This window comes from Erwinia sp. GW821-FHT03D09, from assembly GCF_059420805.1.
This window is the reverse complement of the sequence record NZ_JBWKUK010000008.1, coordinates 202,384-228,915: the sequence shown is the minus strand read 5'-3', so window position 1 is coordinate 228,915 and position 26,532 is coordinate 202,384. Positions and strand designations below refer to the sequence as shown.

At 55.6% G+C, this 26,532-nt stretch carries 27 protein-coding genes and 1 other RNA gene; 10 read left to right on the top strand and 18 right to left on the bottom strand.

All coding sequences use genetic code 11. The features are described 5' to 3' along the window. Window positions 1-85 precede the first annotated feature (85 nt). Window positions 86-199, top strand: a non-coding RNA gene (locus AC07U6_RS10300) — RtT sRNA. Between the two features lie 85 nt (window positions 200-284). Here the strand turns inward: AC07U6_RS10300 and AC07U6_RS10295 are convergent. Then, entirely contained in the window at window positions 285-1,049 is a 765-nt protein-coding gene (locus tag AC07U6_RS10295; protein WP_494763358.1) for an SDR family NAD(P)-dependent oxidoreductase, read from the bottom strand. A 200-nt stretch (window positions 1,050-1,249) separates the two neighbouring features. After that, complete coding sequence (locus AC07U6_RS10290) at window positions 1,250-2,170, bottom strand: LysR family transcriptional regulator (protein WP_494763359.1); 921 nt, start codon at window positions 2,168-2,170, stop codon at window positions 1,250-1,252. A 94-nt stretch (window positions 2,171-2,264) separates the two neighbouring features. Here AC07U6_RS10290 and AC07U6_RS10285 point away from each other — a divergent pair, with 94 nt between their 5' ends. Continuing rightward, window positions 2,265-3,278 (top strand): bile acid:sodium symporter family protein, encoded by a 1,014-nt coding sequence (locus AC07U6_RS10285; protein WP_494763360.1) that lies wholly within the window; start codon window positions 2,265-2,267, stop codon window positions 3,276-3,278. Between the two features lie 262 nt (window positions 3,279-3,540). Here the strand turns inward: AC07U6_RS10285 and AC07U6_RS10280 are convergent, their stop codons facing one another. The 3 genes from AC07U6_RS10280 to zipA all read right to left on the bottom strand — a co-directional run bounded on the left by AC07U6_RS10280 (window position 3,541) and on the right by zipA (window position 6,809). Beyond that, window positions 3,541-3,756, bottom strand: coding sequence for a DUF3820 family protein (locus AC07U6_RS10280; RefSeq protein ID WP_314423126.1), 216 nt, complete (start codon window positions 3,754-3,756; stop codon window positions 3,541-3,543). 1 nt (window position 3,757) lies between these two features. Next, the gene (ligA, locus tag AC07U6_RS10275) at window positions 3,758-5,770 is read right to left on the bottom strand and encodes an NAD-dependent DNA ligase LigA (RefSeq protein ID WP_494763361.1); all 2,013 of its coding nucleotides are present in this window, start codon (window positions 5,768-5,770) and stop codon (window positions 3,758-3,760) included. Between the two features lie 67 nt (window positions 5,771-5,837). Further along, a complete protein-coding gene (gene zipA / locus AC07U6_RS10270; RefSeq protein ID WP_494763362.1) occupies window positions 5,838-6,809 on the bottom strand; it encodes a cell division protein ZipA in 972 nt (323 codons plus the stop codon). A 221-nt stretch (window positions 6,810-7,030) separates the two neighbouring features. Here zipA and cysZ point away from each other — a divergent pair, with 221 nt between their 5' ends. The 5 genes from cysZ to crr all read left to right on the top strand — a co-directional run bounded on the left by cysZ (window position 7,031) and on the right by crr (window position 12,144). Further along, on the top strand, window positions 7,031-7,792 hold the full coding sequence (gene cysZ / locus AC07U6_RS10265; RefSeq protein ID WP_494763363.1) for a sulfate transporter CysZ: 762 nt from the start codon (window positions 7,031-7,033) through the stop codon (window positions 7,790-7,792). A gap of 194 nt (window positions 7,793-7,986) precedes the next feature. Further along, complete coding sequence (gene cysK / locus AC07U6_RS10260) at window positions 7,987-8,958, top strand: cysteine synthase A (RefSeq protein WP_494763364.1); 972 nt, start codon at window positions 7,987-7,989, stop codon at window positions 8,956-8,958. A 383-nt stretch (window positions 8,959-9,341) separates the two neighbouring features. Beyond that, a complete protein-coding gene (ptsH, locus tag AC07U6_RS10255) occupies window positions 9,342-9,599 on the top strand; it encodes a phosphocarrier protein Hpr (RefSeq protein ID WP_048915267.1) in 258 nt (85 codons plus the stop codon). A gap of 269 nt (window positions 9,600-9,868) precedes the next feature. Beyond that, window positions 9,869-11,596 carry a phosphoenolpyruvate-protein phosphotransferase PtsI gene (ptsI, locus tag AC07U6_RS10250; RefSeq protein WP_494763365.1) on the top strand — a complete coding sequence of 576 codons (1,728 nt, stop codon included), beginning with the start codon at window positions 9,869-9,871 and terminating at the stop codon, window positions 11,594-11,596. Between the two features lie 44 nt (window positions 11,597-11,640). Then, on the top strand, window positions 11,641-12,144 hold the full coding sequence (gene crr / locus AC07U6_RS10245) for a PTS glucose transporter subunit IIA (RefSeq protein WP_494763366.1): 504 nt from the start codon (window positions 11,641-11,643) through the stop codon (window positions 12,142-12,144). 46 nt (window positions 12,145-12,190) lie between these two features. Here the strand turns inward: crr and AC07U6_RS10240 are convergent, their stop codons facing one another. The 13 genes from AC07U6_RS10240 to AC07U6_RS10180 all read right to left on the bottom strand — a co-directional run bounded on the left by AC07U6_RS10240 (window position 12,191) and on the right by AC07U6_RS10180 (window position 22,888). Next, window positions 12,191-12,379: an FCD domain-containing protein gene (locus AC07U6_RS10240; protein WP_494763367.1), complete on the bottom strand. Its 189-nt coding sequence runs from the start codon at window positions 12,377-12,379 to the stop codon at window positions 12,191-12,193. Then, on the bottom strand, window positions 12,351-12,890 hold the full coding sequence (locus AC07U6_RS10235) for a GntR family transcriptional regulator (RefSeq protein ID WP_494763368.1): 540 nt from the start codon (window positions 12,888-12,890) through the stop codon (window positions 12,351-12,353). Before AC07U6_RS10235 ends, AC07U6_RS10240 begins: the two co-directional genes overlap by 29 nt. A 56-nt stretch (window positions 12,891-12,946) precedes the next feature. Next, window positions 12,947-14,296 (bottom strand): ATP-binding protein, encoded by a 1,350-nt coding sequence (locus tag AC07U6_RS10230; protein WP_494763369.1) that lies wholly within the window; start codon window positions 14,294-14,296, stop codon window positions 12,947-12,949. Next, a complete protein-coding gene (locus tag AC07U6_RS10225; protein ID WP_494763370.1) occupies window positions 14,293-14,973 on the bottom strand; it encodes a response regulator transcription factor in 681 nt (226 codons plus the stop codon). The genes AC07U6_RS10230 and AC07U6_RS10225 overlap by 4 nt, the downstream gene beginning before the upstream one ends. Before the next feature lie 167 nt (window positions 14,974-15,140). Next, complete coding sequence (gene cysM, locus AC07U6_RS10220; protein ID WP_494763371.1) at window positions 15,141-16,019, bottom strand: cysteine synthase CysM; 879 nt, start codon at window positions 16,017-16,019, stop codon at window positions 15,141-15,143. Between the two features lie 79 nt (window positions 16,020-16,098). Beyond that, window positions 16,099-17,187: a sulfate/thiosulfate ABC transporter ATP-binding protein CysA gene (gene cysA, locus AC07U6_RS10215; RefSeq protein ID WP_494763372.1), complete on the bottom strand. Its 1,089-nt coding sequence runs from the start codon at window positions 17,185-17,187 to the stop codon at window positions 16,099-16,101. After that, window positions 17,177-18,052 (bottom strand): sulfate/thiosulfate ABC transporter permease CysW, encoded by an 876-nt coding sequence (gene cysW / locus AC07U6_RS10210; protein ID WP_494763373.1) that lies wholly within the window; start codon window positions 18,050-18,052, stop codon window positions 17,177-17,179. The genes cysA and cysW overlap by 11 nt, the downstream gene beginning before the upstream one ends. Then, entirely contained in the window at window positions 18,052-18,882 is an 831-nt protein-coding gene (cysT, locus tag AC07U6_RS10205) for a sulfate/thiosulfate ABC transporter permease CysT (RefSeq protein ID WP_494763374.1), read from the bottom strand. The genes cysW and cysT overlap by 1 nt, the downstream gene beginning before the upstream one ends. Before the next feature lie 4 nt (window positions 18,883-18,886). Continuing rightward, window positions 18,887-19,900 (bottom strand): sulfate ABC transporter substrate-binding protein, encoded by a 1,014-nt coding sequence (locus tag AC07U6_RS10200; protein WP_494763375.1) that lies wholly within the window; start codon window positions 19,898-19,900, stop codon window positions 18,887-18,889. Between the two features lie 306 nt (window positions 19,901-20,206). Further along, on the bottom strand, window positions 20,207-21,103 hold the full coding sequence (locus AC07U6_RS10195; RefSeq protein WP_494763376.1) for a Dyp-type peroxidase: 897 nt from the start codon (window positions 21,101-21,103) through the stop codon (window positions 20,207-20,209). A 105-nt stretch (window positions 21,104-21,208) separates the two neighbouring features. Next, window positions 21,209-21,841, bottom strand: coding sequence for an RpoE-regulated lipoprotein (locus AC07U6_RS10190; protein WP_494763377.1), 633 nt, complete (start codon window positions 21,839-21,841; stop codon window positions 21,209-21,211). 85 nt (window positions 21,842-21,926) lie between these two features. Continuing rightward, a complete protein-coding gene (locus tag AC07U6_RS10185; protein ID WP_494763378.1) occupies window positions 21,927-22,376 on the bottom strand; it encodes a DUF2919 domain-containing protein in 450 nt (149 codons plus the stop codon). Window positions 22,377-22,462: 86 nt separating this feature from the next. Continuing rightward, on the bottom strand, window positions 22,463-22,888 hold the full coding sequence (locus AC07U6_RS10180) for a GNAT family acetyltransferase (RefSeq protein ID WP_494763379.1): 426 nt from the start codon (window positions 22,886-22,888) through the stop codon (window positions 22,463-22,465). 214 nt (window positions 22,889-23,102) lie between these two features. On the opposite strand from AC07U6_RS10180, the gene amiA reads away from it, so the two are divergent. The 3 genes from amiA (at window position 23,103) to AC07U6_RS10165 (ending at window position 26,531) form a co-directional block, all read left to right on the top strand. Beyond that, on the top strand, window positions 23,103-23,987 hold the full coding sequence (amiA, locus tag AC07U6_RS10175; protein ID WP_494763380.1) for an N-acetylmuramoyl-L-alanine amidase AmiA: 885 nt from the start codon (window positions 23,103-23,105) through the stop codon (window positions 23,985-23,987). Window positions 23,988-24,026: 39 nt separating this feature from the next. Then, complete coding sequence (hemF, locus tag AC07U6_RS10170) at window positions 24,027-24,935, top strand: oxygen-dependent coproporphyrinogen oxidase (RefSeq protein WP_494763381.1); 909 nt, start codon at window positions 24,027-24,029, stop codon at window positions 24,933-24,935. A gap of 237 nt (window positions 24,936-25,172) precedes the next feature. Further along, entirely contained in the window at window positions 25,173-26,531 is a 1,359-nt protein-coding gene (locus AC07U6_RS10165; protein WP_494763382.1) for an APC family permease, read from the top strand. The last annotated feature ends 1 nt before the right edge of the window (window position 26,532 follow it).

Sequence of the window (26,532 nt, the reverse complement as noted above, 5' to 3'; positions counted from 1 at the left end):
GTTAGCTCAGTTGGTAGAGCAGTTGACTTTTAATCAATTGGTCGCAGGTTCGAATCCTGCACGACCCACCATCACTTCAGGTGATGCACGATATAAATCGTGAAGGATGAGAACCGAAAAAGGTTTGAGTCGAGCGAAAGCGAGACAACGTTGCGATAGCAGCAGCCCGCAGAGCGAAGTCATCCTGCACGACCCACCAATGTAAAAAGGCGCCCTAAAGGCGCCTTTTTGCTATGCGCGATTCGGGCGGGATTTGAACCATTTCCCAGCCTGAACCGGCACGATTACATATGCGTACCGCCATCGATGCGCAGTTCAGTACCGGTAATAAACTCCCCATCATCAGACGCAAACATCGCAATAACCCCCGCGACGGAATCCGGTGAAGCAAAACCCTGACCGATAGCGGGCATCATTTTGCTGAACAAGGACATATCTGCATCAGATGGAATACCGGGATCGTTCGTCATGCCAGAAGCGATACTGCCCGGTGCAACTGCAACCGCACGCAGCCCCTGTTTGGCATATTCCGATGCCAGGGTATGCGTAAAGGACTGGATGCCCCCTTTAGTCGCCGCATAGGCTGCCATATAAGGATGAGCAAAGCTGGCTGAGGTAGAGCTGAAGTTAACAATGACGCTGGTGCGATTATCCAGCAGCGCCGGCAGCGCCTCACGGGTGACCAGAAAAGTCCCGGTCAGATTCACTGCCAGCATACGATTCCAGAAATCCAGCGTCATCTGATGGGTATGGCATGAGCGAAGAATGCCTGCGGCATTCACTAATATCTGCAACCCACCCGCCGCCTTGATCGCAGTGCCCAGGCTCTTCTGGACGGAAACTTCCTGAGAAATATCAACCTCAACGGTGGTGAGCTGGCCAGCCAGTCCCGCTTCGTGAGCGCAGCGTGCGGTTTTCTCTAAACCTTCAGGTGCAATATCAGCGGCGATAACGCGCGCGCCCTCGCGTAAAAAACGATGAACGGTAGCCTGTCCTATACCGGAACCAGCACCGGTAATCAGTGCGGTACGTCCTGTTAATCTCTGCATTATTCTCCCCCTGAGTAAAGTTACAGGTGATGATTATACCATCCGAAATAAAATTCACCTAAATCCTTTCAGCATGCAGGGATAATTAACATCTTAAAAACATTAATGATTAGTAATAAGTGAGCTGAGAATGCCCCCTTCCCAGCTTGTCCCGTTCGCATTAATTCTGTGGTGGCCATTCGCATACCAGACATTTCGGTCTAAAAAGGCGGTGCTGACGCGCGCTGCTGGTTCAACAATTCAGCCTGCTGCCGCACCACCTGCCAGATCGCCTCTGCGGCGGGGGTCAGCGAACGGTTTTTGCGCCGGACCAGCATTATCGTGCGGTTAATTTCCGGCACTATCCGCCTGACCAGCAGCGGTCGTCCCTGCGGTAACGGAAGCGCCAAAGCGGGTAGGATACTAATGCCAATCCCTGCTTCTACCATCGGAAAAAGCGTGGCAGGATGGCCTATCTCCTGCGCAATATCAGCTTGTACCTGCTGCATGCGCAACGCTCCATCAATCAGTACCCGACTGCCTGAAGCATAATCCTGTAGCACCAACGTGCGCTGGTTAAGCATATGCCAGTGGATGGTTTGTTGCTGTACCAGCGGATCGTCCATGCGGCACAGCAGCAGAAAAGGCTCATCCAGAATGGCTTCGCACTCCAGATCATCAGACTGAAGCGGTCCTATAACAATTCCAAAATCCATCTCCGCATTACGAATGCTTTGCAGCACCCACTGCTGCGGGCGATCGCGCAGCATCACCCGGATTTCAGGATAGTTCACCTGCCCGGCAGCCAGGCACTGGGGCATCAGATGTGCTGAGATGGTCTGGCTGGCGGCAACGCGCACCGTACCGCTGCGCTGCTGGCCGTAACTGCGTACATCCAGCAGAGTATTGTTTAACTCCTCCAGCAGATGTTCCAGCCTGCTGGCGAGCTGTTCTCCGGCTTCCGTCAGCACGACCTCACGCGTTGTGCGGTCGAGCAGACGAATGCCCATTTCCCCTTCCAACTCTTTAATACTGTGGCTGACAGCTGACTGACTCAGGCCTATCGCCTGCCCTGCCAGGCTGAAACTGCCCTGCCCGGCCACCGCCACAAACACCCGAAGCTGACGCAACGTGTAATTCATCGATTTTTCTCATATATTCATTTAATAAATCAATTTTATTTCTAAACCCGCCCGTCGCACAATAGCCGCATGTTTGTATAACAAGGCGTTAACAATGGGTAAATTTCGTCTCGATCCGCTGATGCTGAAACTGATCGCCACCGTCCTGTTGGCTTCTTTTCTTCCTGCACGCGGCCACTTCGTTGATTTTTTTGAATGGCTGACCACTGCTGCAATTGCCCTGCTGTTCTTTATGCACGGCGCCAAACTCTCGAAAGAGAAAATTATTGCCGGGGGCGGCCACTGGCGGCTGCATCTGTGGGTGATGTTCAGTACCTTCGTCATCTTCCCGGCGTTGGGTATGCTGCTCGTCTGGTGGCATCCACTGCCGCTCACTACCGAGATCTACACCGGCTTTATGTACCTGTGCATTCTGCCTGCTACCGTACAGTCGGCGATTGCCCTGACCTCGCTGGCAGGCGGCAACGTTGCCGCTGCGGTTTGCAGCGCGTCGGCATCCAGTCTGCTGGGGGTATTTATTTCGCCTCTACTGGTGGGTCTGCTGATGAATGTTAATAGCGATGCGGCCACCGGGAATTTTGAGCAGATCGGTAAGATTATGCTGCAGCTGCTGGTGCCGTTTATTGTCGGGCATATTTCCCGCCGCTGGATTGGTGCGTGGGTGGAAAGAAACCGTAAGCTTATCGGTCAGACCGATCAGGCATCGATTCTGCTGGTGGTTTACTCCGCCTTTAGTGAAGCGGTGGTAAACGGCATCTGGACGCGTGTTGGCGTCAGCACTCTGCTATGGATTGTGGTCGGTAGCCTGGTTCTGCTGTTCCTGATTCTGGTCATCAACCTTGCTGCGGCGCGTCTGTTTGGCTTCAACCGGGCGGATGAAATTACCATTCTGTTCTGCGGTTCGAAGAAGAGTCTGGCGAACGGGGTACCAATGGCGAATATTCTGTTCCCGTCGTCGGCGGTGGGGATTATCGTTCTGCCACTGATGATTTTCCATCAGGTGCAGCTGATGGTGTGTTCAATGCTGGCGCAGCGTTATAAAAAGTCCGGCGAGAAGCTGGCAGCGCAGTCGGCTACGGGTAAGACGCTGGTGGAGTCGCAGAAGTAGTCTGGTTGGATGGGCGTTTAGCCTGCGACCTGTCGGAATGCTGAAATAGCCGCTTCATTTTGGAGCGGCTATTTTTTGCTGCATGGCTGGCGCATCGAGGGCTGGGGAACAGCCTCTGCGGCTGCCGGGCGGTCCTCGCGCCGCTTTGCGGTTCCTTCGGTTTCAGGTCGATACTGCCTTTGAGCTGAATGGCTGGTACATGGTGGGCAGGGGAACAGCCAGCCAGGCTATCTCATAGCCCGCAGGCAACAAGCACCAACCGCTATCCCCGCTTTAGCGGCTTAACCAGCCCTTCCAGCCCCTCAATCTTGATCGCCAGCGTAATCTGCATCAGCTCGCCGAGCTTGCCCTGCGGAAACTCATCCTTGCGGGCAAACCACAGCAAATACTCCTCGGGCAGATCGATCAGCACCCGCCCTTTGTACTTGCCAAACGGCATCACCGTATTAGCAATTTCAACCAGCTGTTCCTTTTCCATATTACTCACCAAGTAGACGAATCATTTCCGCTTCATCGATCACCGCGATGCCCAGCTCGGTTGCCTTCGCCAGCTTAGAGCCTGCGGCCTCTCCGGCAATCACCAGATCGGTTTTCTTCGACACGCTGCCGCTCACCTTCGCGCCCAGCGCCGTTAGGCGATCTTTGGCGTCGTCGCGTGACAGCACGCTTAATGAACCGGTCAGCACCACGGTTTTACCGGCAAACGGACTGTCGATTTCTTCGGCCTTCACCACCACCACTTCCGGCCAGTGAATGCCAGCTTTCTCAACCAGCAGGCGGATAACTTCACGGTTGCTTTCTTCATCCATAAAGTTACGCACGTGGCTGGCCACCACTTCACCGACGTCCGGTACGGCAATCAGCGCGTCGATATCGGCCGCCATCAGCGCCTCCAGCGTGCCGAAATGCGCGGCAAGGTTAGCGGCGGTCGCCTCACCCACTTCGCTGATACCCAGCGAGTAGAGGAAGCGGGCGAAGGTCGTTTGCTTCGCTTTTGCCAGCGCATCAACCACATTCTGCGCCGATTTCGGCCCCATACGATCCAGACCGGTGAGTTTACCGGCAGTGAGATCGAACAGATCGGCCGCATTAAGTACGTACTCTTTATCCACCAGTTGATCGATAATCTTCTCGCCCATGCCGTCGATGTCCATCGCCCGGCGGGAGACAAAATGCTTTAACGCACCTTTACGCTGTGCGCCACAGATCAGGCCACCGGTACAGCGGGCCACGACTTCGCCCTCTACGCGCTCAACGTCCGAGCCGCAAACCGGACAGTGGGTCGGGAATATTATTTCCCTCGCATCTCCAGCGGATTCCACAACGCCGACGACCTGGGGGATAACATCTCCGGCACGGCGGATCACCACGCGATCGCCAATCTTTAACCCCAGACGATCGATTTCATCGGCATTGTGTAGCGTGGCATTGCTGACCATCACCCCGGCAACCAGCACCGGCTCCAGACGGGCAACCGGGGTGATCGCGCCAGTGCGCCCCACCTGGAACTCAACGTCACGTACGGTGGTAATCTGCTCCTGCGCCGGGAACTTAAACGCCACGGCCCAGCGTGGCGCACGGGCAACGAAACCGAGCTGCTCCTGCAGATCCAGCGAATCCACCTTGATCACCACACCGTCGATATCAAAACCCAGCTGCGGGCGATCGGCCTCAACCTGACGATAAAAGGTCAGCACTTCATCGGCGCTGTGACACAGGCGCACACGATCGCTGACCGGTAATCCCCAGGCTTTAAACTGTTTCAGGCGCTCAATGTGGCTGCGCGGCATGTCACCGCCTTCCAGTAGCCCCAGGCCGTAGCAGAAAAAGGTCAGCGGGCGTTTGGCGGTGATACGCGGGTCCAGCTGGCGCAGCGACCCTGCCGCCGCATTTCGCGGGTTGGCAAACACTTTGCCGCCGGTACGACGCGCTTCGTCGTTCATTTTTTCGAAACCGGCCTGCGGCATAAAGACTTCACCGCGCACTTCTACTCTGGCCGGAATATTGTCGCCCTTCAGGCGCAGCGGAATAGCATGAATGGTGCGCACGTTGGAGGTGATGTTCTCACCGGTTGTGCCGTCGCCTCGGGTGGCCGCGCGAACCAGCAGACCGTCTTCATACAGCAGGCTGACCGCCAGACCGTCCAGCTTCAGTTCGCAGCAGAAGAGGATGCCATCGCTGCTCTTCAGGCGATCCTGTACCCGCTTGTTGAACGCCAGGTAGCTCTCTTCATCAAACGCATTATCCAGTGACAGCATCGGGACTTCATGGCGGACCTGCTCAAACGCCGCAAGCGGGGTAGCTCCCACCCGCTGGGTCGGCGAATCGGAAGTAATCAGCTCCGGGTGAGCCGTTTCCAGCTCGCGCAGCTCACGCATCAGACGATCATACTCCGCATCCGGGATTTCCGGCGCATCCAGCACGTGATACCGGTATTCATGGTGGTGAAGCAGAGCTTTCAGATGGGTAAGTTTGTCTTGTACGGATTGCATATGCGGCACCATCAGAGATAAAAAACCCCCGAAATCGGGGGTTAGTTAAGCGAGATTAGAAAAACGTTTAGTGGCTGTTGGCTTCGACGACTTCGCGGATGCGCCCTTTGTACGATTCCAGCTTCTGCGGCGTCATCATACGACGTTCATCGTCCAGTACCACGCCACCCACATCATCAGCGATGCGCTGCGCGGATTGCAGCATCAGCTTGAAGTTCTGATTCGCATCGCCGTAGGACGGCACCATCATAAAGATAGAGACGCCAGGGGTGGAAAAGTCCGACATGTTATCCGGATTAAATGAACCCGGCTTCACCATGTTCGCCAGGCTGAACAACACCGGGCCGCTGCCCGCCGGGTTCAGATGACGATGGAAAATATTCATTTCGCCAAACTGGAAACCAGCCTGCAGCACACCCTGCAGCAGGGCTTCACCGCTGATACTGCCACCGGCGTGAGCCGAAACGTGCAGGACCAGAACGGTTTCCTTCGGTGCTGCTGCACGCGGAGCCTCGGTATGAGCAGGCGCCTGCTGTACTGGTTCAGCCCGCTGCGGCTCGGGTGCTGGGGCAGAAACCGGTTTTGCCTCCGGATCTTCAGCGCGGGCAACGGGTTCCGCGTTCAGCACGGGCTCGGCTCGACGTGTCGGAACCTCATCATGATAAGGCTCTGGCTGTGCGCTATGGCTCACGTCGCCGTCGAACAACGGGTCCTGTTCAGGCTGTTCCTCAATGACCGGAGGCTGGTGACGAACCGGCTCCGGGCGAGGTTTAGGCTGACGCGGCGGTTCATCCCCGGCATTGAATCCACCGAAGGAAGGGTCCGACTGTTCAGGAGGGCTGCGCGTGGCACGCACGTCATCCATACCTTCTTCGTCATCCTCGAAAGCTTCTTCTCTGTCCTGCTTTAAACGCTTGTGCGGGCGGTCGCGAAAAACTGATGAACGCTCTTTACGGCTGGTCCACAAACCGTGCAGTAAAAGCGCTATAATTGCGACCGCGCCAACAACGATTAATATCAGACGCAAATCCTGCATCATTGTATTCTCTGTTGTTCCAATACCTTGCCACCGCGGCAAACTTTATCCTCTAACTGTATTTGCCCAAGTACACAAGTGCAAGTCTGTGCAGTATTTTCTGACAAATATCCCGAGTCGAGGACGCTTTTTTGCTGTAATTTCGCGCAATCTTGCCCTGGAAAGCGCAAACAGCTGGGTTATGATAGCCGAAACCAGCATGTGAATAGGAGATAAAGCATTATATGGTACTAAATAATTCCAACAATGGTCATAACGGACTCCATTATTTTTCCCGGGGCTGGCAGCTGATCCGCCTGCCCGGCATTCGCCGCTTTGTCATCCTGCCGCTGCTGGTCAATATCCTTCTGATGGGCGGTGCCTTTATCTGGCTGTTTGGACGTCTTGGCCAGTGGATACCCGAACTGATGGCCATGGTACCCGGCTGGCTGCAGTGGCTCAGCTACCTGCTCTGGCCGCTGGTCGTTCTCTCCATTATTCTAGTCTTTAGCTATTTTTTCTCCACTATCGCTAACTGGATTGCGGCACCGTTTTGTGGCCTGCTGGCCGAGCAGCTGGAAGCCAGGCTCACCGGTCAGCCACTGCCCGATAGCGGCTGGGCGGCAATTGTAAAAGATTTTCCACGCATAATGAAACGCGAGTGGCAGAAGCTGGCCTATTATTTACCGCGCGCCATCGTACTGCTGTTGCTCTATTTTATCCCCGGATTTGGTCAGACGGTGGCCCCGGTACTGTGGTTCCTGTTCAGCGCATGGATGCTTTCTATTCAGTACTGCGACTATCCTTTCGATAACCACAAAGTCAGTTTTACTCAGATGCGTGCAGCACTGCGTCAGAATAAGACAGATAATTTACAATTCGGCGCGCTGGTCAGTTTGTTCACCCTGATCCCCATCCTGAATCTGGCGATCATGCCGGTGGCCGTATGCGGTGCTACCGCCATGTGGGTGGACCGCTACCGCGCTACGCTTGGGCTGAGCCGTTAAGCCAGAGCCGCCCGATACTTTCGCTGCGACAGGGTGCCAATACGCCCTGTGCAGCCTTAGTTTTATCTATATGCCGTTTCGGCAGGGCTTATTTCGACAGAACATATATATATACGATTTCTTCACTTCCTTGATAAATTGAACACGGTATGCTCTAGACCGTTCCCAATATTTCATACAGTTAAGGACAGGCTATGAGTAAGATCTATGAAGACAACTCGTTAACAATCGGTCATACGCCGCTGGTTCGACTGAACCGCATCGGTAATGGACGCATTCTGGCGAAAGTTGAGTCACGCAACCCAAGCTTCAGCGTCAAATGCCGTATCGGTGCCAATATGATTTGGGACGCAGAAAAACGCGGAATTCTTAAACCTGGCATTGAACTGGTTGAACCAACCAGCGGCAATACCGGTATTGCTCTGGCCTATGTGGCCGCTGCTCGCGGTTACAAGCTGACGCTAACCATGCCGGAAACCATGAGCGTGGAGCGCCGCAAGCTGCTGAAGGCGCTGGGTGCAAACCTGGTACTGACCGAAGGCGCCAAAGGCATGAAAGGCGCGATTGCTAAAGCCGAAGAGATTGTTGCCAGCAACCCGGATAAGTTCGTGCTGCTGCAGCAATTCAGCAACCCGGCCAACCCGGAAATTCACGAAAAAACCACCGGCCCGGAAATCTGGGAAGATACCGATGGCGAAGTCGATGTGTTTATCGCAGGCGTGGGCACCGGCGGTACGCTGACCGGCGTGAGCCGCTATATTAAGAACACCAAAGGCAAGAAAGAGCTGATTACCGTTGCGGTTGAGCCAACCGACTCTCCGGTTATCGCCCAGGCGCTGGCCGGTGACGAAATCAAGCCAGGCCCGCACAAGATTCAGGGTATCGGCGCCGGTTTCATCCCGGGCAACCTCGATCTGAACCTGGTTGACCGTGTTGTCGCTATCTCCAACGAAGAAGCGATTTCTACCGCACGTCGCCTGATGGAAGACGAAGGTATTCTGGCGGGTATTTCTTCCGGTGCAGCCGTCGCCGCAGCGCTGAATCTGCAGGAAGATGAAGCCTTCGCCAACAAGAATATTGTGGTGATCCTGCCGTCTTCCGGTGAGCGCTATCTCTCTACCGCCCTGTTCGCCGATCTGTTCACTGAAAAAGAGCTGCAACAGTAATCGCCGACACCACGATTTGCTCAAAAAAGCGCCCATTTGGGTGCTTTTTTGTGGAGTCCGTCAAACTTTTGCCATCCTGCAGATTGCTTTTAACCTCCAGTGTCTGGTATTTAAGCTGCCAATTATTTCGATCCGTAAAATTAATCGCCGCGTGACCTGAATCGTTTTACTGGTTTGGCGCACTGTGATAAATAGCGGCATAATGAAGTGTGGAAAAGCGAGAGGTTAATCGCGGATTTTCTCTCAGTCTGACTTCCACCTTATCAGCGCATTTTTTGGCGAGTCTTTGTACCAGGCCAGCGCGACTCATACCGGCTAAGGTTCCGGCTTTCGCCTGAACTTTAGGCCAACAACACCAAACCAAATTAAGTTGGGGAAATATAATGTTCCAGCAAGAAGTTACCATCACCGCACCAAACGGCCTCCACACCCGCCCTGCTGCTCAGTTCGTTAAAGAAGCGAAAGCATTCTCTTCTGAAATCACCGTGACCTCTAACGGCAAATCCGCCAGCGCTAAGAGCCTGTTCAAGCTGCAGACTCTGGGCCTGACTCAGGGTACCGTTGTAACCCTATCTGCTGAAGGCGAAGACGAGCAGAAAGCGGTTGAGCATCTGGTTAAACTGATGGCCGAGCTCGAGTAATCACGGTCGTTTTTCCATCATCCAGCGTAAGACTTTGGCTGAAGGTCATCGCAGCACTTAGCTGCCACACAGCGGCAGGATAAAAGTCAGCGGATATACTGTAAGTATCTTGATCGCGGACAGCACGTCCGCGTTATTGCTTTCGTAAAATAGCCAAAAGCTGACAAGATCGGCTACAGACAACGTCAGGTTCGCTGGGTGAATTAACCGATGCAGTCATCAGCGGTTCATCGCTTTCGATGATTATCAGAGACAGGAAAGGTAGGGTTATGATTTCAGGCATTTTAGCATCACCGGGTATCGCTTTCGGCAAAGCTCTTCTGTTGAAAGAAGATGAAATTGTCATCAACCGGAAAAAGATTTCTGCCGATCAATGCGATCAGGAAGTTCAGCGTTTTCTTGATGGTCGTAAAAAAGCTGCCGTGCAGCTGGAAGCGATCAAAATCAAAGCCGGGGAAACCTTCGGTGAAGAGAAAGAAGCGATCTTCGAAGGCCACATTATGTTGCTGGAAGATGAAGAACTTGAGCAGGAAATCATCGCCCTGATTAAAGACGAGCATGCGACTGCGGATGCTGCTGCCTTTTCCGTCATTGAAGGCCAGGCTAAAGCCCTGGAAGAGCTTGACGATGAATACCTGAAAGAACGTGCTGCTGACGTTCGCGACATCGGCAAACGCCTGCTGCAGAATATCCTGGGTCTGCATATTGTCGATTTAAGCGCGATCAACGAAGAAGTGCTGCTGATTGCCAAGGATCTGACCCCGTCTGAAACTGCACAGCTGAACCTGAACAAGGTGCTGGGCTTTATTACCGACATCGGTGGCCGTACCTCACACACCTCTATCATGGCGCGTTCTCTGGAGCTGCCGGCCATCGTAGGTACCGGTGATGTGACCAGCCAGATTCAAAACGATGACTACGTGATTCTGGACGGCGTAAACAACAAAGTTTACGTTAACCCAACGGCCGATGTGATTGATGAACTGAAGGCGGTTGCCCATCAGTACACTTCTGAAAAGAACGAACTGGCTAAACTGAAAGACCTGCCGGCAATCACGCTTGATGGCCATCAGGTTGAAGTCTGCGCCAACATTGGTACCGTGCGTGACGTTGCCGGTGCAGAGCGCAACGGTGCTGAAGGCGTGGGCCTGTACCGTACCGAATTCCTGTTTATGGACCGTGAATCACTGCCGTCCGAAGATGAGCAGTTTCACGCGTACAAAGCCGTAGCCGAAGCCGTAGGCGCGCAGGCGGTGATTGTGCGTACCATGGACATCGGCGGCGACAAAGATCTGCCGTATATGAACCTGCCAAAAGAGGACAACCCGTTCCTCGGCTGGCGCGCGATCCGTATTGCTATGGACCGTACCGAAATTCTGCATGCGCAGCTGCGCGCCATCCTGCGTGCTTCCGCATTTGGCAAACTGCGCATCATGTTCCCGATGGTGATTTCCGTTGAGGAAGTACGCTTCCTGAAGGCCGAACTGGAAACCCTGAAAGCCCAGCTGCGTGAAGAAGACAAAGCCTTCGACGAGAGCATTGAAGTGGGTATCATGGTGGAAACCCCGGCGTCGGCGGTGATTGCGCACCATCTGGCAAAAGAAGTTGATTTCTTTAGTATTGGGACAAACGACCTGACGCAGTATACTCTGGCTGTTGATCGTGGTAACGATCTGATCTCCCATCTCTACAATCCGATGTCTCCGTCCGTTCTGACGCTGATCAAGCAGGTTATTGATGCTTCTCACGCAGAAGGCAAGTGGACCGGTATGTGCGGTGAGCTGGCAGGCGACGAACGTGCTACACTACTGCTATTGGGAATGGGGCTGGATGAATTCAGCATGAGCTCTATTTCTATTCCACGCATCAAAAAAATTATTCGTAATACGAATTTTGAAGACGCGAAGGCGCTAGCAGAGCAGGCTCTGGCACAACCAACAGCGGACGAGTTGATGAACCTGGTCAACAAGTTCATTGAAGAAAAGACACTCTGCTAAGGCCCGGAGACAGCTGGCCCAATATTACTGCTTAGGAGAAGAACATGGGTTTGTTTTCAAAACTTTTTGGCGATAAGTCAGATTCTGCATCTGGTGCGATTGAAATCGTGGCCCCCCTGTCTGGTGAAATCGTCAATATCGAAGACGTACCGGACGTTGTGTTTGCAGAGAAAATTGTTGGCGACGGTATCGCTATCAAACCTTCTGGCAATAAAATGGTGGCTCCCGTTGATGGCACCATCGGTAAAATTTTCGAAACCAATCATGCGTTTTCCATCGAGTCCGACAGCGGTATTGAGCTGTTTGTTCACTTTGGTATTGATACGGTAGAACTGAAAGGCGAAGGCTTTAAGCGCATCGCTGAAGAAGGGCAGAAAGTGAGGAAAGGTGACGTGGTCATCGAATTCGATCTGCCTTTACTGGAAGAAAAAGCGAAATCAACGCTGACGCCAGTGGTCATCTCAAACATGGATGAGATCAAAGAGCTGACTAAACTGACCGGCAGCGTGACCGTCGGTGAAACGCCGGTTATCCGCATTAAGAAGTAAGCCCAGATAACCCAGAAAGCCCCCTGAGCAATCAGGGGGCTTTTTTTTATGGCTGGCTGCCGGTCAGCGCATCGCGCAGCGTCAATGACTCTGCCGGCGAATCCATCAAATCCAGCTGCTGTTCCAGATGATGCAAATGGTCACACATAATCGAACGGGCAGCATCGCCCTGCCCCGCCCGCAGCGCGTCCAGCACGGCGCAGTGCTCATCGCACTGGGCAGCCGGGGTATCCATTGCGCTGATAAAGCGCGACAATCAAAGAACTGCGCACCATCAGGTTCGCCAGTATTTTACTCAGCACCTGATTATCGCTGATTTTTGCCAGCAGTAGGTGAAATGCGCTCAGTTCACGAATGATATTGCGGCGGTCGCCGCTGGCCAGCGCTTGCTGCTCCGCCAGCTGATGCGCTTCAATCTCCTCACTGAAACGTGCCAGCTTCTCCGCGCTGATTCCAGCGAGCACCGCATCCTCAACCGCTCGCCTGGCAATAAACACCTCACGCGCTTCTCTGGCGCAGGGCTGTGACACCTTTACACCACGATTCGGCGAGATAGTGACGATATGCTGCAGCGCCAGCCGCTGTAACGCTGCCTGTACGTGGTTACGGTTAGCAGAAAGCACCTCGGCGATCTGGGCCTCAATCAACCGTGTACCGGGCCTGAGGCGGTGCTGCGCTATAGCAATCGATAATGCGTCAACGATGCGTTGAGCTTCCTGCTGCCTGCCGCTAGCTAAACTGCTCATGCCATAACCTCAAATCTGAAATATCATCCATTGCCGTAGCAAAATACGCGCCGGGTCTAAACCACCCAGTGCGGCAGGCGAAGCGTCAGCTCCAGGCCCCCTTCTCGGGCGTTAATCGCTTTCACTTCCCCCTGATGAGCCAGCACGACCTTGCGGACGATTGACAGGCCAAGACCATATCCCTTACCGGAAAGCGGCGAACTGACGCGCACGAACGGATCGAAAATACTGGAAAGTTTATCGGCCTCAACGCCCGGCCCCTGATCGCGAACGATAATCGTCAGCCAGGTTCCTTCCTGCCGCAGCGTAATGGTCACCTGCTGTCCCTGAGTGGAGAAGCGCAGCGCATTGCGCACCACGTTTTCAATCGCAGAGCGGATCAGGTTTGCATCCCCTTTTACCGTGTAATCCTGCTGCGAGTCCGCAGTCAGCAGGATGTCCACACCGGGAACCTGGGCTTCATAACGCGCATCGTTGGTTACCGCCTCCAGCAGGCCAAGCAGGTCAAAATACTGCTCATCGGGGATTTTCTGCTGCTCGGCGCGGGAGAGGGACAGCAGCTCGCCGATCATCTTATCCAGCCGACGGGCCTCTTCATCAATACGATCCAGCGAGCTTTCAACCGAGGCGGGAGTCTGCCGCGCCAGTCCGGTGGCCAGCTGTAACCTCGCCAGCGGCGATCGCAGCTCGTGGGAGACATCGTGCAGCAGCTCTTCGCGGGCGCTGACCAGTACCGACAGACGCTCAACCATCGCATCAAAGTCGCTGGCCACAGCCGACAGCTCATCGTGGCGGCGGCGCATTTTAGGATACAGCCGCACCGACAAATCGCCGGTCGAAACCCTCGCGAACCCTTCACGCAGCTGCCGCATCGGGCGCGTCAAATTCCAGGCCAGGAACAGGCTGAACAGCAGGCCGCAGAAACAGCCGACGATAAACAGTGGCTCGGGCATATTAAGAATGCTGCGCGGATGTCGGTTCATCTGGCTGTCGCGGCGCAGACCGGCCACGTCATAACGCAGCTGGTAGAATTTGCCGTCGGCACCGGTCACCCATTCCACCACCTGCTGCGGGAATTCGCGGGAGGCCATATCGCGACTTAATTCATCCTTTGGCACATCCGGCGGCAGAGAATCCACCTGCTGAACCGAGAAAAAGCGGCGGTCGCTGTCCGGCCAGTCAATCATCATATCCCTCAGCGACTCCGGCCCGCCGTTTTGCAGCACCGATACAGCAGAGGTCATTTGCAGATTAACGATGCGACGGGCGGCCAGGTTCTCCGGCGGCTCGCGATGATTGCCGTACAGGCTGAAACCCAGCCACATCAGCTGGGTAATGGCAATGTAGGTTAACCAGAAACCCAGCAGAATCTTCCAGAACAGGAAGCCGCGGAACCGGGAGGTCATCGGATGCGGTAGCCGATGCTGCGTACCGTTTCGATATTAATTGTATCGTTAGTCAGTGCAGCCAGCTTCTGGCGGATGTTGCTGATATGAACGTCCACGCTGCGATCGTAGGCTTCACGCGAGCGGCCCAGACCTTTCTCAGACAGCTCATCTTTTGATACCACACGGTCTGGTGCGCGCAGCAGTAAATCAAGCAGGTTGAATTCAGAGGCGGTGAGATCGAACGGTTTGCTCTGCCACTCGCTGATGCGGGTTGCCGGGTTGAGGGTGAGTTCCCCCCAGCTAATCACATCTTTGTTTTCCACTGCCGCAGGCTGCTCCTCGACCCGGCGCAGCACCGCACGCAGGCGCGCCACCAGCTCGCGCGGATAGCAGGGTTTCGGCATATAGTCATCGGCGCCCATTTCCAGGCCGATAACGCGATCGATATTATCCCCTTTCGCCGTCAGCATGATCACCGGCAGGCGGCTGTTTTGCCGCACCTGACGCAGCACGTCAATGCCGCTCATATCCGGCAGCATAATATCGAGGATCATCGCGCTGTATTCGCCGGAAAGCGCGCCGGTCACGCCCGCTTTACCGGTCAGCACCAGCGAGGCATCAAAACCTTCAGCAATAAGATACTGGCTGAGCATGGTGCCCAGCTCAAGGTCGTCATCAACGAGTAAAATTTTCATCGGGGATCTCTTAGTGATACAGCCGCTATTTTCGCCTGTCCGAAAATAATCCGCAGCCGGTTTTACCTAATCCTTACAGTATGGCAAGTCCGGCAGCGAACGTACGGCGGGTTTTGAACCCCTGGATGGTAAAAGATTCCACACGATGACCAAAAAAAGCAGCGGAATCAGTACACGCCGGTGGAGAGATAGCGGTCGCCGCGATCGCAGATGATCGCCACCACCACGCTACCAGGATTCGCCTGAGCAATACGCAGCGCACCGGCTACCGCACCGCCGGAGCTGACGCCGCAGAACACGCCTTCACGCTGCGCCAGCTGCCGCATGGTTTCTTCCGCTTCCTGCTGAGACATATCCATGACCCGATCGACCAGTTCCGGGCGGAAAATACCGGGCAGATAGGCTTCCGGCCAGCGTCGAATACCGGGAATGCTGCTGCCCTCCGAAGGCTGAAGCCCGATAATTTGCACCGTTCCGCTCTGCTCTTTCAGAAAACGGCTCACGCCGGTAATGGTCCCGGTGGTCCCCATACTGGAGACGAAATGCGTGACCCTGCCCGCTGTCTGCTGCCAGATTTCCGGGCCGGTGGTGCGGTAGTGGCCCAGCGGATTATCGGCGTTATTAAACTGATCCAGCACTTTGCCTTCACCGCGAGCCGCCATCTCAGTGGCCAGATCGCGCGCCCCCTCCATGCCCTGCGCACGGCTGACCAGAATCAGCTCTGCGCCATAGGCGCGCATCGCCGCCTGGCGCTCAATGCTCATGTTGTCCGGCATCAGCAGCTTAAGAACGTAGCCTTTCATCGCCGCAATCATCGCCAGTGCAATGCCGGTATTGCCGCTGGTCGCTTCAATCAGCACGTCGCCGGGCTGGATCTCTCCGCGCAGTTCGGCCTGCTGGATCATCGACAGCGCCGCGCGATCCTTCACCGAACCGGCGGGATTATTGCCCTCCAGCTTCAACCAGATTTCGCTACCGTTATCCGGGCCAAGGCGCTGAAGCTTGATCAGCGGAGTGTTACCAATGGTGTGTTCGAGAGTGGTCAAAGTCCGGTTCCAGGCATGAAATGACAGGGGCCGGAAAAATCCAGCCCCTGTTGCTAAAAAGGGTCAGCTTAGAAAAATATCAGGCGCTTTGCGCAAAGGCAACGGGTCGCAGCGGCGTATCACCATTATACAGGCGCGCCTGCTGCAGTCCGACGAACAGACGCTCGCCGCGGATCGGCGTTGACTGCTCGCCTTCCAGCACCACGGTGACCGGCTCGCTGCTCCAGCCGGCGGGCTGAACCACCAGCTGCCAGTAGTGGCCGCGCGGGCTGACTTCGAGGATCTGTACCGGCAGCGGCGTTTGCAGGCTGCTCTGGCGACTGACGTCGATTTCCCACGGGCGCAGGAACAGTTCGACGTTACCTTGATGCGCGGACGCATAGCCCAGCGGCCACTGATGCGCGCCAACGTGGAACTGCGAACCGTGGATTTCGCCGTCAAAGTGGTTCACTTCACCGAGGAATTCCAGCACGAAGCGGGTAGCCGGATCGCGCCACACTTCGTCCGGTGTGCCAACCTGTTCGATGTTGCCCTGGCTCATCACCACCACGCGATCGGCGACTTCCATCGCCTCTTCCTGGTCGTGCGTCACAAATACACTGGTGAACTTCAGCTCTTCATGCAGCTGACGCAGCCAGCGGCGCAGTTCTTTACGCACCTGGGCATCCAGCGCACCGAATGGCTCATCCAGCAGCAGAATTTGCGGCTCTACCGCCAGTGCGCGTGCCAGCGCCACGCGCTGTTTCTGGCCGCCGGAAAGCTGCGCCGGGAAACGTCCTGCCAGATGGGAAAGCTGCACCATCTCCAGCAGGCGGGTCACTTTTTGCTTAATTTCTGCCGCTGACGGACGTTCGCGGCGCGGCAGCACGGTCAGGCCAAAGGCGATGTTGTCGAACACCGTCATATGGCGGAACAGTGCGTAGTGCTGGAACACGAAGCCAACCTGACGATCGCGCGCGTGTACGCGGCTGACGTCTTTGCCGTGGAAGCTCAGGCGACCGCTGTTCTGATTCTCCAGCCCGGCGATAATACGCAGCAGGGTCGTTTTACCCGAGCCTGACGGCCCTAACAGTGCAACCATCTGCCCGGAAGGGATATCCAGGGAAATATCGTTCAGGACTTTCGTCTTGCCGAAGGATTTGTTGATGTTACCAATTTCAATGCTCATTATTCCCCTCCTGTTGCAGGCGGTGCTGCTGGCTTTCTAAGCGCCACTGCAGCGCACCTTTCAGAAACAGTGTGACTATCGCCATCAGGGTCAATAATCCGGCGGCGGTAAACGCCCCAACGGTGTTATAATCCTGATGCAGTAATTCAACCTGTAGCGGCAGCGTGTAGGTTTCGCCGCGCACAGAGCCCGAGACGACCGACACGGCACCAAATTCACCAATCGCGCGGGCGTTGGTCAGCACCACGCCGTACAGCAGCGCCCAGCGGATATTTGGCAGCGTCACACGCCAGAACATTTTCCAGCCGGATGCACCCAGCAGCACCGCCGCTTCATCTTCATGGCTGCCCTGGCTCAGCATCACCGGCACCAGTTCGCGCACCACAAACGGGCAGGTAACAAAAATGGTTACCATCGCCATGCCCTGCCAGGAGAACATCAGCTGAATGCTGTGGGCATCCAGCCAGCCGCCGACCGGGCCATTCACGCCCCAGAACAGCAGATACATCAGACCGGCAACCACCGGCGAAACGGCAAACGGAATATCAAACAGCGTCAGCAGCAGCTGGCGGCCGGGGAAGTTAAAACGCGTGACCAGCCAGGCGAGCAGCGTACCGAACACCAGGTTCACCGGCACGACGATCAGCGCAATCAGCACCGTCAGCCAGATTGAGTGCAGCATGTCGCCATCCTGCAGATTGCTGAAGGTGGCCATCAGCCCGCTGGACAACGCTTCGGTAAAGATGGCAATCAGCGGAACCACCAGCAGCAGCAGGGAGATCAGCATACCGAGCCCAATCAGAATCCACTTACCCCACTGAAAACGCGCGCGGCCCACGCCTTTAAATTCGCTTATATCCGCCATTAGTGGCCTCCCAGACGACGGCCAAACCGGCTTTGTAAGGTGTTAATCGCAAACAGCAGCAGCAGCGACGCGGTAAGGATCACCGAGGCGATGGCGCTGGCGGCCGGATAATCAAATTCCTGCAGTCGCACAAAAATCATCAACGAGGTGACTTCGGTTTTCCACGCGATGTTACCCGCGATAAAGATTACCGCGCCAAACTCACCTAAGCTGCGAGTAAACGACAGCGCGGTTCCCGCCAGCAGGGCCGGAGCCACTTCAGGCAATACCACGCGGCGGAAGCTCTGCCACGGGGTTGCGCCCAGCGTTTCAGCCGCTTCCTCATATTCCGGGCCTAACTCTTCCAGCACCGGCTGCACCGTACGCACCACAAACGGGATGCTGGTAAAGGCCATCGCAACCGCGATACCCAGCCAGGTGTAGGAGACTTTAATACCAAACTGCCCCAGCCACTCACCGTACCAGCCGTTCACGGAGAACAGACCGGCCAGCGTCAGGCCCGCGACCGCCGTTGGCAGCGCAAACGGTAAATCCATCAGGCCGTCAAGGATTGCACGCCCCGGGAAACGGTAGCGCGTCAGAATCCATGCCATCAGCATGCCGAAGACGGCATTAAAGATCGACGCCACGCCCGCGGCCAGCAGCGTCACTTCATAGGCCGCCACCATCTGCGGATTGGTGATCACTTCCCAATACTGCGCCAGCGTCATCTGCGACAGCTGCATAAGCAGCGCGCTGATCGGCAGCAGCAGAATTAAACAGGTGAAAAACAGGCTGCTGCCGAGGCTGATGCCAAAGCCGGGCAGCACGCGCTTACTGATTGCAAACATCCGCTTACCGTCCTGCCGCTAACAGCTTGTCCAGCTCGCCACCGTTGGCGAAGTGAACTTTCATCACCTCTTCCCAGCTGCCAAACGCATCGGACACGCGGAACAGATCGGTCTGCGGGAAGCGATCTTTCTGCTCGGCCATCAGCTGCGGATTATTCACCCGGTAGTAGAACTGAGTAATAATCTGCTGCGCCGCTGGCGTGTAGAGATAGTTCAGATAGGCTTTCGCCGCATCGGTGGTTTTGTTGCTTTCGGTATTCTTATCGATCCACGCCACCGGGAATTCAGCCAGAATGTTGGTTTTCGGCACGATCACTTCGTAACCGTCTTTCTCATACTGATTACGGATGGTATTCACTTCTGATTCAAAGCTGATCAGCACGTCGCCCAGGCCACGATCGACGAAGCTGGTGGTCGCGCCACGGCCGCCGGTATCAAACACCTCAACGTTTTTCAGGAACTGCGTCATAAACTTTTCGGTTTTGGCTTTATCTTTGCCGTCGGCACGGTCGGCCGCCCCCCAAGCCGCCAGATAGGTATAGCGCGCATTGCCCGAGGTTTTCGGGTTAGGGAAAATCAGCTTAACGTCGTCACGCACCAGATCGTTCCAGTCGCGGATATTCTTAGGGTTTCCCTTACGCACCAGGAAAGCCATGGTGGAGTAGAACGGCGAGCTGCTGTTCGGCAGGCGCTGCTGCCAGTCAGCCGGGAGCAGCTTGCCTTTATCGTGCAGAACCTGCACGTCAGTCACCTGGTTATAAGTGACCACATCTGCTTTCAGCCCCTGCAAAATAGCCAGCGCCTGACGGGAAGAACCGGCGTGGGACTGCTTGATGGTCAGCTTGTCGCCCGGATGCTGCTCATCCCACTGTTTTTCAAACGGTGCATTCAGGGCGGTAAACAACTCGCGAGAGACATCATAAGAACTGTTCAACAGCTCCGTGGCCTGCGCGGCACCGGTAAGCAGTAACGAGAAAGCAGTCGCGCTGACTAATTTTTTCACCGTCGGTAACGTCATGTAGCACCCTGAAGAGAGATGGAAAGGCTTACGCCTGAAGTGCCTTCAGTTTATTTATAACCCGGGTAAAAGCTGTAACGGTTTTATATACCGTTTGGTGATTTGCAAGCAGAAAACGCTATAAGGGTGTGGAATTGATTATGCAGTGGCCGGGAATACTATGCCTAAAATGAGACTGGCGAACATAGCTGACGCAGCAACTCGTTGCCTTATTGCCGCAAACTCCCGCCGCCACTCCGGGATGGAGGAAAACAAAGCGGCGGGAGCAACCGGCAGCAGAAGGAACGTTACAGAGTCAGGGTCGTCTTAAAGCGCGGCCAGCTGCGACAGCGACGGCGCGTAGAAGTAGCTGCCGGTCAACGGTTTGGTGAAGCGCAGCATCGCATCATACTTGCCGTCCGCTTCGCCAAACATACTCAGCAGCTGCTGTTCAATGTTATACAGCGTTGCACAGTAGGCAAGGAAAAACAGGCCGTGAACGCCGCTGGCGGTACCGTAAGGCAGGCTCTGGCGCAAAATTTTCAGCCCTTTGCCCTCTTCTTTCAGATCTACACGCGCCACGTGTGAGGTCGCAGGCCGGGCGTCGCCCTCCAGCTCTTCGTTGCTCTCTTTGGTGCGGCCAATAATCTGCTCCTGTTTTTCCACCGCCAGGCGGTTAAACATTTTCAGATTGTGCTGCCAGCGCTGGCTAAGTACGTAGCTGCCGCCCGCGTTCTCGCCGCTGGCAATAATCGCCACCGCTTCACGCTGCTCGCCCTGCGGGTTTTCCGTGCCGTCAACGAAGCCGCTGAGGTCGCGTTCTTCCACCCAGCGGAAACCGTGAGTTTCCTCTTCAATACGGATGGCATCGCCAAAGGCGGCCAGCGCGGCCTGCGCCAGACTGAAGTTCACATCGTGGCGCAGCGACTGGATATGGATCAGCATGTCCCGTTGGGTGGCTGGCGCAATGCCTTTACCCAGCGGCTGGAAATCCTTCAGCTCAGCGGTGCTGTTGGTGGGGTTGAGATCGTTCCACAGGCCGCTGCCGAAGGCAATGACCGCGCCCAGACCGGCATCGGGATAGCGCTGCTGCTGCAGTGACAGCTGCTGAAGGAAAAGATGGCTGCCGCTGCGGATCGCGGCAATATCGCCCTGGCACATGGCTTCAAGATAGATAGCAAAACGGCGGTGTTCTAACAAAATCCCGCTCTGGAAATCTGACATGCTGCGAACTCCTGGCTTTCAGGTTATATCTGGTCGGTTTTTACGCCAGTATGATACCTGAAGCCAGCGCCAGGAGCCTGCTTAAGCGCAAGATAATTGTGATTTTTAGCCTGCGTTCTGGCTGTGCCAGATAATTTTACTCACCGCCCAGTTTTTCAGCGTGTCATCCGCTGGCATCAGCCCTTCCGGCCCGTGCCAGTCACCGCTGAAGACATAGCTGATATGCTGGCTGTTGGGCGCACGGCATTCCACGCCATCGCGGTCCGCGCCGGTGCCCTTTTTACAGGACTCAAAGGCTTTGCTGAACAGGTCGCTGAAGCGGGTGCCAATTTTCACACCGCTATCGGTGGCCACATCCTTATCCATTACCTCAATGCGGTTGACGGTAGTGCGACCGCTCAGCTCCATCCGTACCTGCTTGCTGTCATCCAGCGCCTGCCAGAAAGAAACCACGCTACCGTCCACCATGCGCATACCGTTTCTCAGCGTATATTGTCCCTTCAGGCCATCCTCGATCGCCTTCTGCTGCAGCGGCGTGCTGCCGTTAACCCCCCCAACACCCTGCTCGGTGATTTGCAGAGAAGAGCCAAACCAGTTCACGGGATTCAGTCCGGACCATGACCAGGAAACGGGATTCCACCAGGTTGACTGGCTGGCGCTGCCCGTTTGACTGCCGGAGCCGGCGCAGCCCGCCAGTAAAAGAGTGGCGATCAGTAGCGCCGGGCGAAAATTATTCATTACAACTCCAGGTATCAGTAACAAAACGTCCGAACTGCTTTGAGTCGCGGATCGCCGAAAAGTTTAATCCACAGGGCGGATGACGCTACTGATTTTGCTCTGGGTCAAAACAGTCGGCCAGCCGACGCTGACGCCACAGGGCGAGCAGGCCCAGTAGATCGAGCAGGGAGACAAACAGCACCAGCGGCGAGGTTTGCTCATCCTGCTGCCACAGCGACACTCCCTGCATCGCCAGCATCACAGCAAGCGTCGCCAACAGCACCCAGCGCCACGCCTGCCAGAGGCGCGGCAGCCGCTGCCGATAGCCGGTCAGCAGAAGGCCCACCGCCGCCGGGCCACCCAGCGCAAGGCCGAGCCAGAAGGTGTGGGTATCCGGATAAAACAGCTCAAGCAGCGCTGCACCCTGCTGGCGCGATGCGCCGGCCATCACGAAAAGTACCCAGGTGCGCGCCTGCAATAATAGAATGGCCCAAAAGCTCAGCGGCAGGCGCAGCTGGCCACGAGCATCGTAGTCGTCGGGGGTGTATTTGAGCATAGCCTTTACGGTAGCCGCCGGGCACAACGCGCCCGGCGAAAAATGAGGTGAGATCAGAACCCAGCATCGCCAGTAAGACGGGAGAATCAGTACTCGCGATCTTCAATAAGACGTTTACCCAGCAGCACGCTGTCAACGGCTTCATAGTCCAGTTTTTCGTAGAAGCCCTGCACCGCGTCATTTTCTTCCCGCACCATCACGTGGATCTTCGGGCAGCCGCGTGCAATCAGCTTCTTCTCAAGTCGGTTAATCAGCGCGTTGGCAAAGCCACGGCCCTGATAGTCAGGATGCACGCCAAGATAGTACGCCGAACCGCGATGACCGTCGTAGCCACCCATGATGGAGCCAACGATTTCACCGCCGACCACCGCCACCAGAAACAGATCCGGGTCATGGTTCTGTTTACGTTCGATGTCCATTTCGGGATCGTTCCAGGGACGTAACAAATCACAACGCTCCCAGAGGGTAATCACTTCTTCAAAATCTTCCTGCCGAAATACGCGGATTTCCATGGGAATAGACCTAAGGTTAAGCATAATCTACTGATTATCACGCATTCTTCTGCTGGTGCAAGCCTGACGATTGCGTACGGATAAAAAAATAATAAAAACGTCATTAGCATGCTGAAATAAAAAGTAAAAAGTAAAAAGATGAAATAGCTCCTTTCTCGCCGCCCGGGCATTGTTACGATACAACAATAAGCACTTTTTGCTTCAGGATTTTCTTATGAAAAAGATTTTTCAGCTCCGACCGCTCAGCTCGCGTCGGCAGTTTATCCTTTCCAGCCTGGCACTGATGCTGATGGCGCGCAAATCTGCACTGGCTAATGAGGAGGAGGATGTCACTCTCAGGATGACTTCTCGCCAGCAGCAGGCGTCGGTTTCGCCTCACCCTCCGCGTCCTGCGACGGGCAAAAAAATCGTAATGATTGATCCGGGTCACGGCGGCATCGATTCCGGCGCGGTGGGGCAGGAAGGATCGGAAGAGAAGCATATCGTTCTGGAGATCGCGAACCATATCCGCCATCTGCTCAGCGAACATCCGCATATTGATGTGCGCCTGACGCGAGAAACCGATCGCTTTATCCCCCTCGGCGAGCGGGTAGAGATTGCCCACCAGCACGGCGCAGATCTGTTTATGTCGGTTCACGCCGACGGTTTTACCAGTCCCGCCGCCAACGGCGCTTCGGTGTTTGCCCTCTCCAATCGCGGTGCCAGCAGCACCATGGCCAAGTATCTGTCGGAAAAAGAGAACGCCTCAGATAACGTCGGCGGTGTGGAGGTGGCAGCGAAAGATCGCTATTTACAGCAGGTGCTGTTCGATCTGGTACAGACCGATACCATAAAAAACAGCCTGACGCTGGGCAAGCACGTGCTCAATCAGATCCGTCCGATGCACCACCTGCACAGCCAGCACACCGAGCAGGCCGCGTTCGCAGTACTGAAATCGCCGTCCATTCCTTCGGTACTGGTTGAAACCTCTTTTATCACCAACCCGCAGGAGGAAAAGCTGCTGGGGACCACCGCATTTCGCCAGAAGATCGCCGGTGCGATCGCCGATGGAATTGTCAGCTTTTTTAATGAGTATGATGCAGGCAGACGGATGGGCTGAGGTATACTCCGTCGGTCTTTTCGCTAAGAAGGTTATCTCATGAACGTACCTGATATCGCCGTGGTCAAACGGTTCCTGCTGGAACTGCAGGATAACATTTGCCAGCAGCTCTCCCTGGCGGACGGCAGCGCCAGCTTCACCGAAGACTGCTGGGCTCGCCCCGGCGGCGGCGGCGGGCGCAGTCGCGTTCTGCGCAGCGGCAGCGTTTTTGAGCAGGCCGGGGTTAACTTTTCACACGTTCACGGCGATGCGATGCCCGCTTCGGCAACCGCCCATCGCCCTGAGCTGGCGGGGCGCAGTTTCGAAGCGCTGGGCGTATCGCTGGTGATCCACCCGGAAAATCCGTACGTGCCAACCAGCCACGCCAACGTGCGCTTCTTTATCGCCAAAAAACCGGGCGCGGACCCGGTCTGGTGGTTTGGCGGTGGCTTCGACCTCACCCCGTTCTACGGCTTTGAAGAGGATGCGGTGCACTGGCATCAGACCGCCTTCGATTTGTGCCAGCCGTTTGGTGAAGATGTCTATCCCCGCTACAAGAAGTGGTGCGACGATTACTTCTATCTGAAGCACCGCGACGAACAGCGCGGCATCGGCGGTCTGTTCTTTGACGATCTGAACACGCCGGACTTCGACCACGGCTTCCGCTTTATGCAGGCGGTGGGTAACGGCTTCCTCGACGCCTACCTGCCGATTGTTGCACGCCGTAAGGCACTGCCGTGGGGCGAGCGCGAACGCCAGTTCCAGCTCTATCGCCGTGGCCGCTATGTTGAATTTAACCTGGTCTGGGATCGCGGCACGCTGTTTGGCCTGCAAACCGGCGGGCGTACCGAATCTATCCTGATGTCAATGCCGCCGCTGGTGCGCTGGGAATATGATTACCAGCCTGCCGATGACAGCCCGGAAGCCGCGCTTTATCGTGACTTCCTGCCGGTGAAAGACTGGCTTTAAACACCTCACGACTCTCTGTTGTTCTCGCGCCCGGCATGACGATGTTTAATTTTGTGGGCGCGATCTTCTTCTGGCCATAAATCTGGCACTTCCCGCCAAATATAGCAGTTTCATTCTGCAATAGCCTGTCTGCTGGTTACTTACATAACACTATTTTAACCATTAAATAACGTTTGATTGTCCCGGCCCGGGATATATCGCGGTAGACGCATTGGCAACTCAGCAAGGAAATGCAGAATGGAAGAAGAGCCAATCGAGTTGACCGGTAACCTCAGCGTTGCCGGTGTCGTGATGATTACCGCATCAAGCGTAACCCCCGCCAGTTCTATTTTTGTTATCGCTCCGCTGGCCATTACCAGCGCAGGCAGCGGAGCCCTGATCTCTTTCGCCATCGCGGCCGGTATCGCCCTCTGTCTGGGGCTGTGTTATGCCGAACTGGGTGCTGCTCACCCCAGCGCCGGTGGGGAATACATCATTATCAAACGGCTGTTCGGCAACCTGTCGGCTATCCAGATGTACCTGTTTATCACCGCAGGTACGCTGTTTATTCCCGCCGTACTGGCGGTGGGTGCCATTCCTTATCTCAACACCGCGTTAGGCACGCATTTTTCCCCCTCCGAAGGGGGGATGTTAACCGTGCTGGTTGGTGGAGCCTGTGCGCTGCTGAATATCCGTTCCAGCGCACTGTTAACCGGTTTTTTTCTGGTGTTGGAAATTGCCGTCCTGTTGATTATTGCCTGGCTGGGGCTGACCCACCCCAGTCAGCCTGCCACCATTTTCACCGCGCCGACAATGCTAAACGGTCAGGGCCTGATGTCCCCGGTTCCGCTGGCTGCGGTTATCGCCATGACCGGTACCGCGCTGTTTTCCTACAACGGCTACGGTTCCGCCGTTGCGATGGCTGAGGATATGCCGGTGAAAGGCAAGCCGATGGCGAAAGCCATTATGCTGACGCTATTGGTGGTGGTGATCGTGGAGATCGTGCCCTTTGCCGCTCTGCTGATCGGCGCACCGTCGCTACAAGAAATGGCCACGTCGGCCGATCCGGTAAGCTATATTCTCGGGGTACTGGGTGGTCCGATGCTGGCCCGCGTTGTCAGCGCGGCAATCTATCTGTCGGTCTTTAACGCCATTATTGCCACCGCCATGCAGTCCAGCCGGGTCATTTTCTCCAGCGGCAGGGATAACTTCTGGTTTACACGTTTAAATAAAGCGCTTTGCCTGATTGGCAAACGTAACGGATCGCCGTGGTTTGCCACTCTGCTGTTTACGGTGATTTCTGCCATGCTGGCATTCAGTTCCAACCTTGAGGGGCTGACCTCATTTACCGTCATCCTGCTGCTGCTGGTGTATGTCGTGATTGCCGCAGCTGCGCTTATCAGTCGCCGTCGTCAGTTTCAGCATCCTTATCTGATGCCACTTTGGCCGCTACCACCGGTAATTGCGCTGCTGTTCTGCCTGTGGGTGCTGTGGACGCTGCTGGTCGCCACCAGCCTGAAGGATTATCTGATTGTTATCTTCGTTATTGCGCTTGGCGTGGCCCTGTGGGTCCGTCACCGCCATTCCTTTACCGCTGAAACCACCCAGGGAGAGTAAC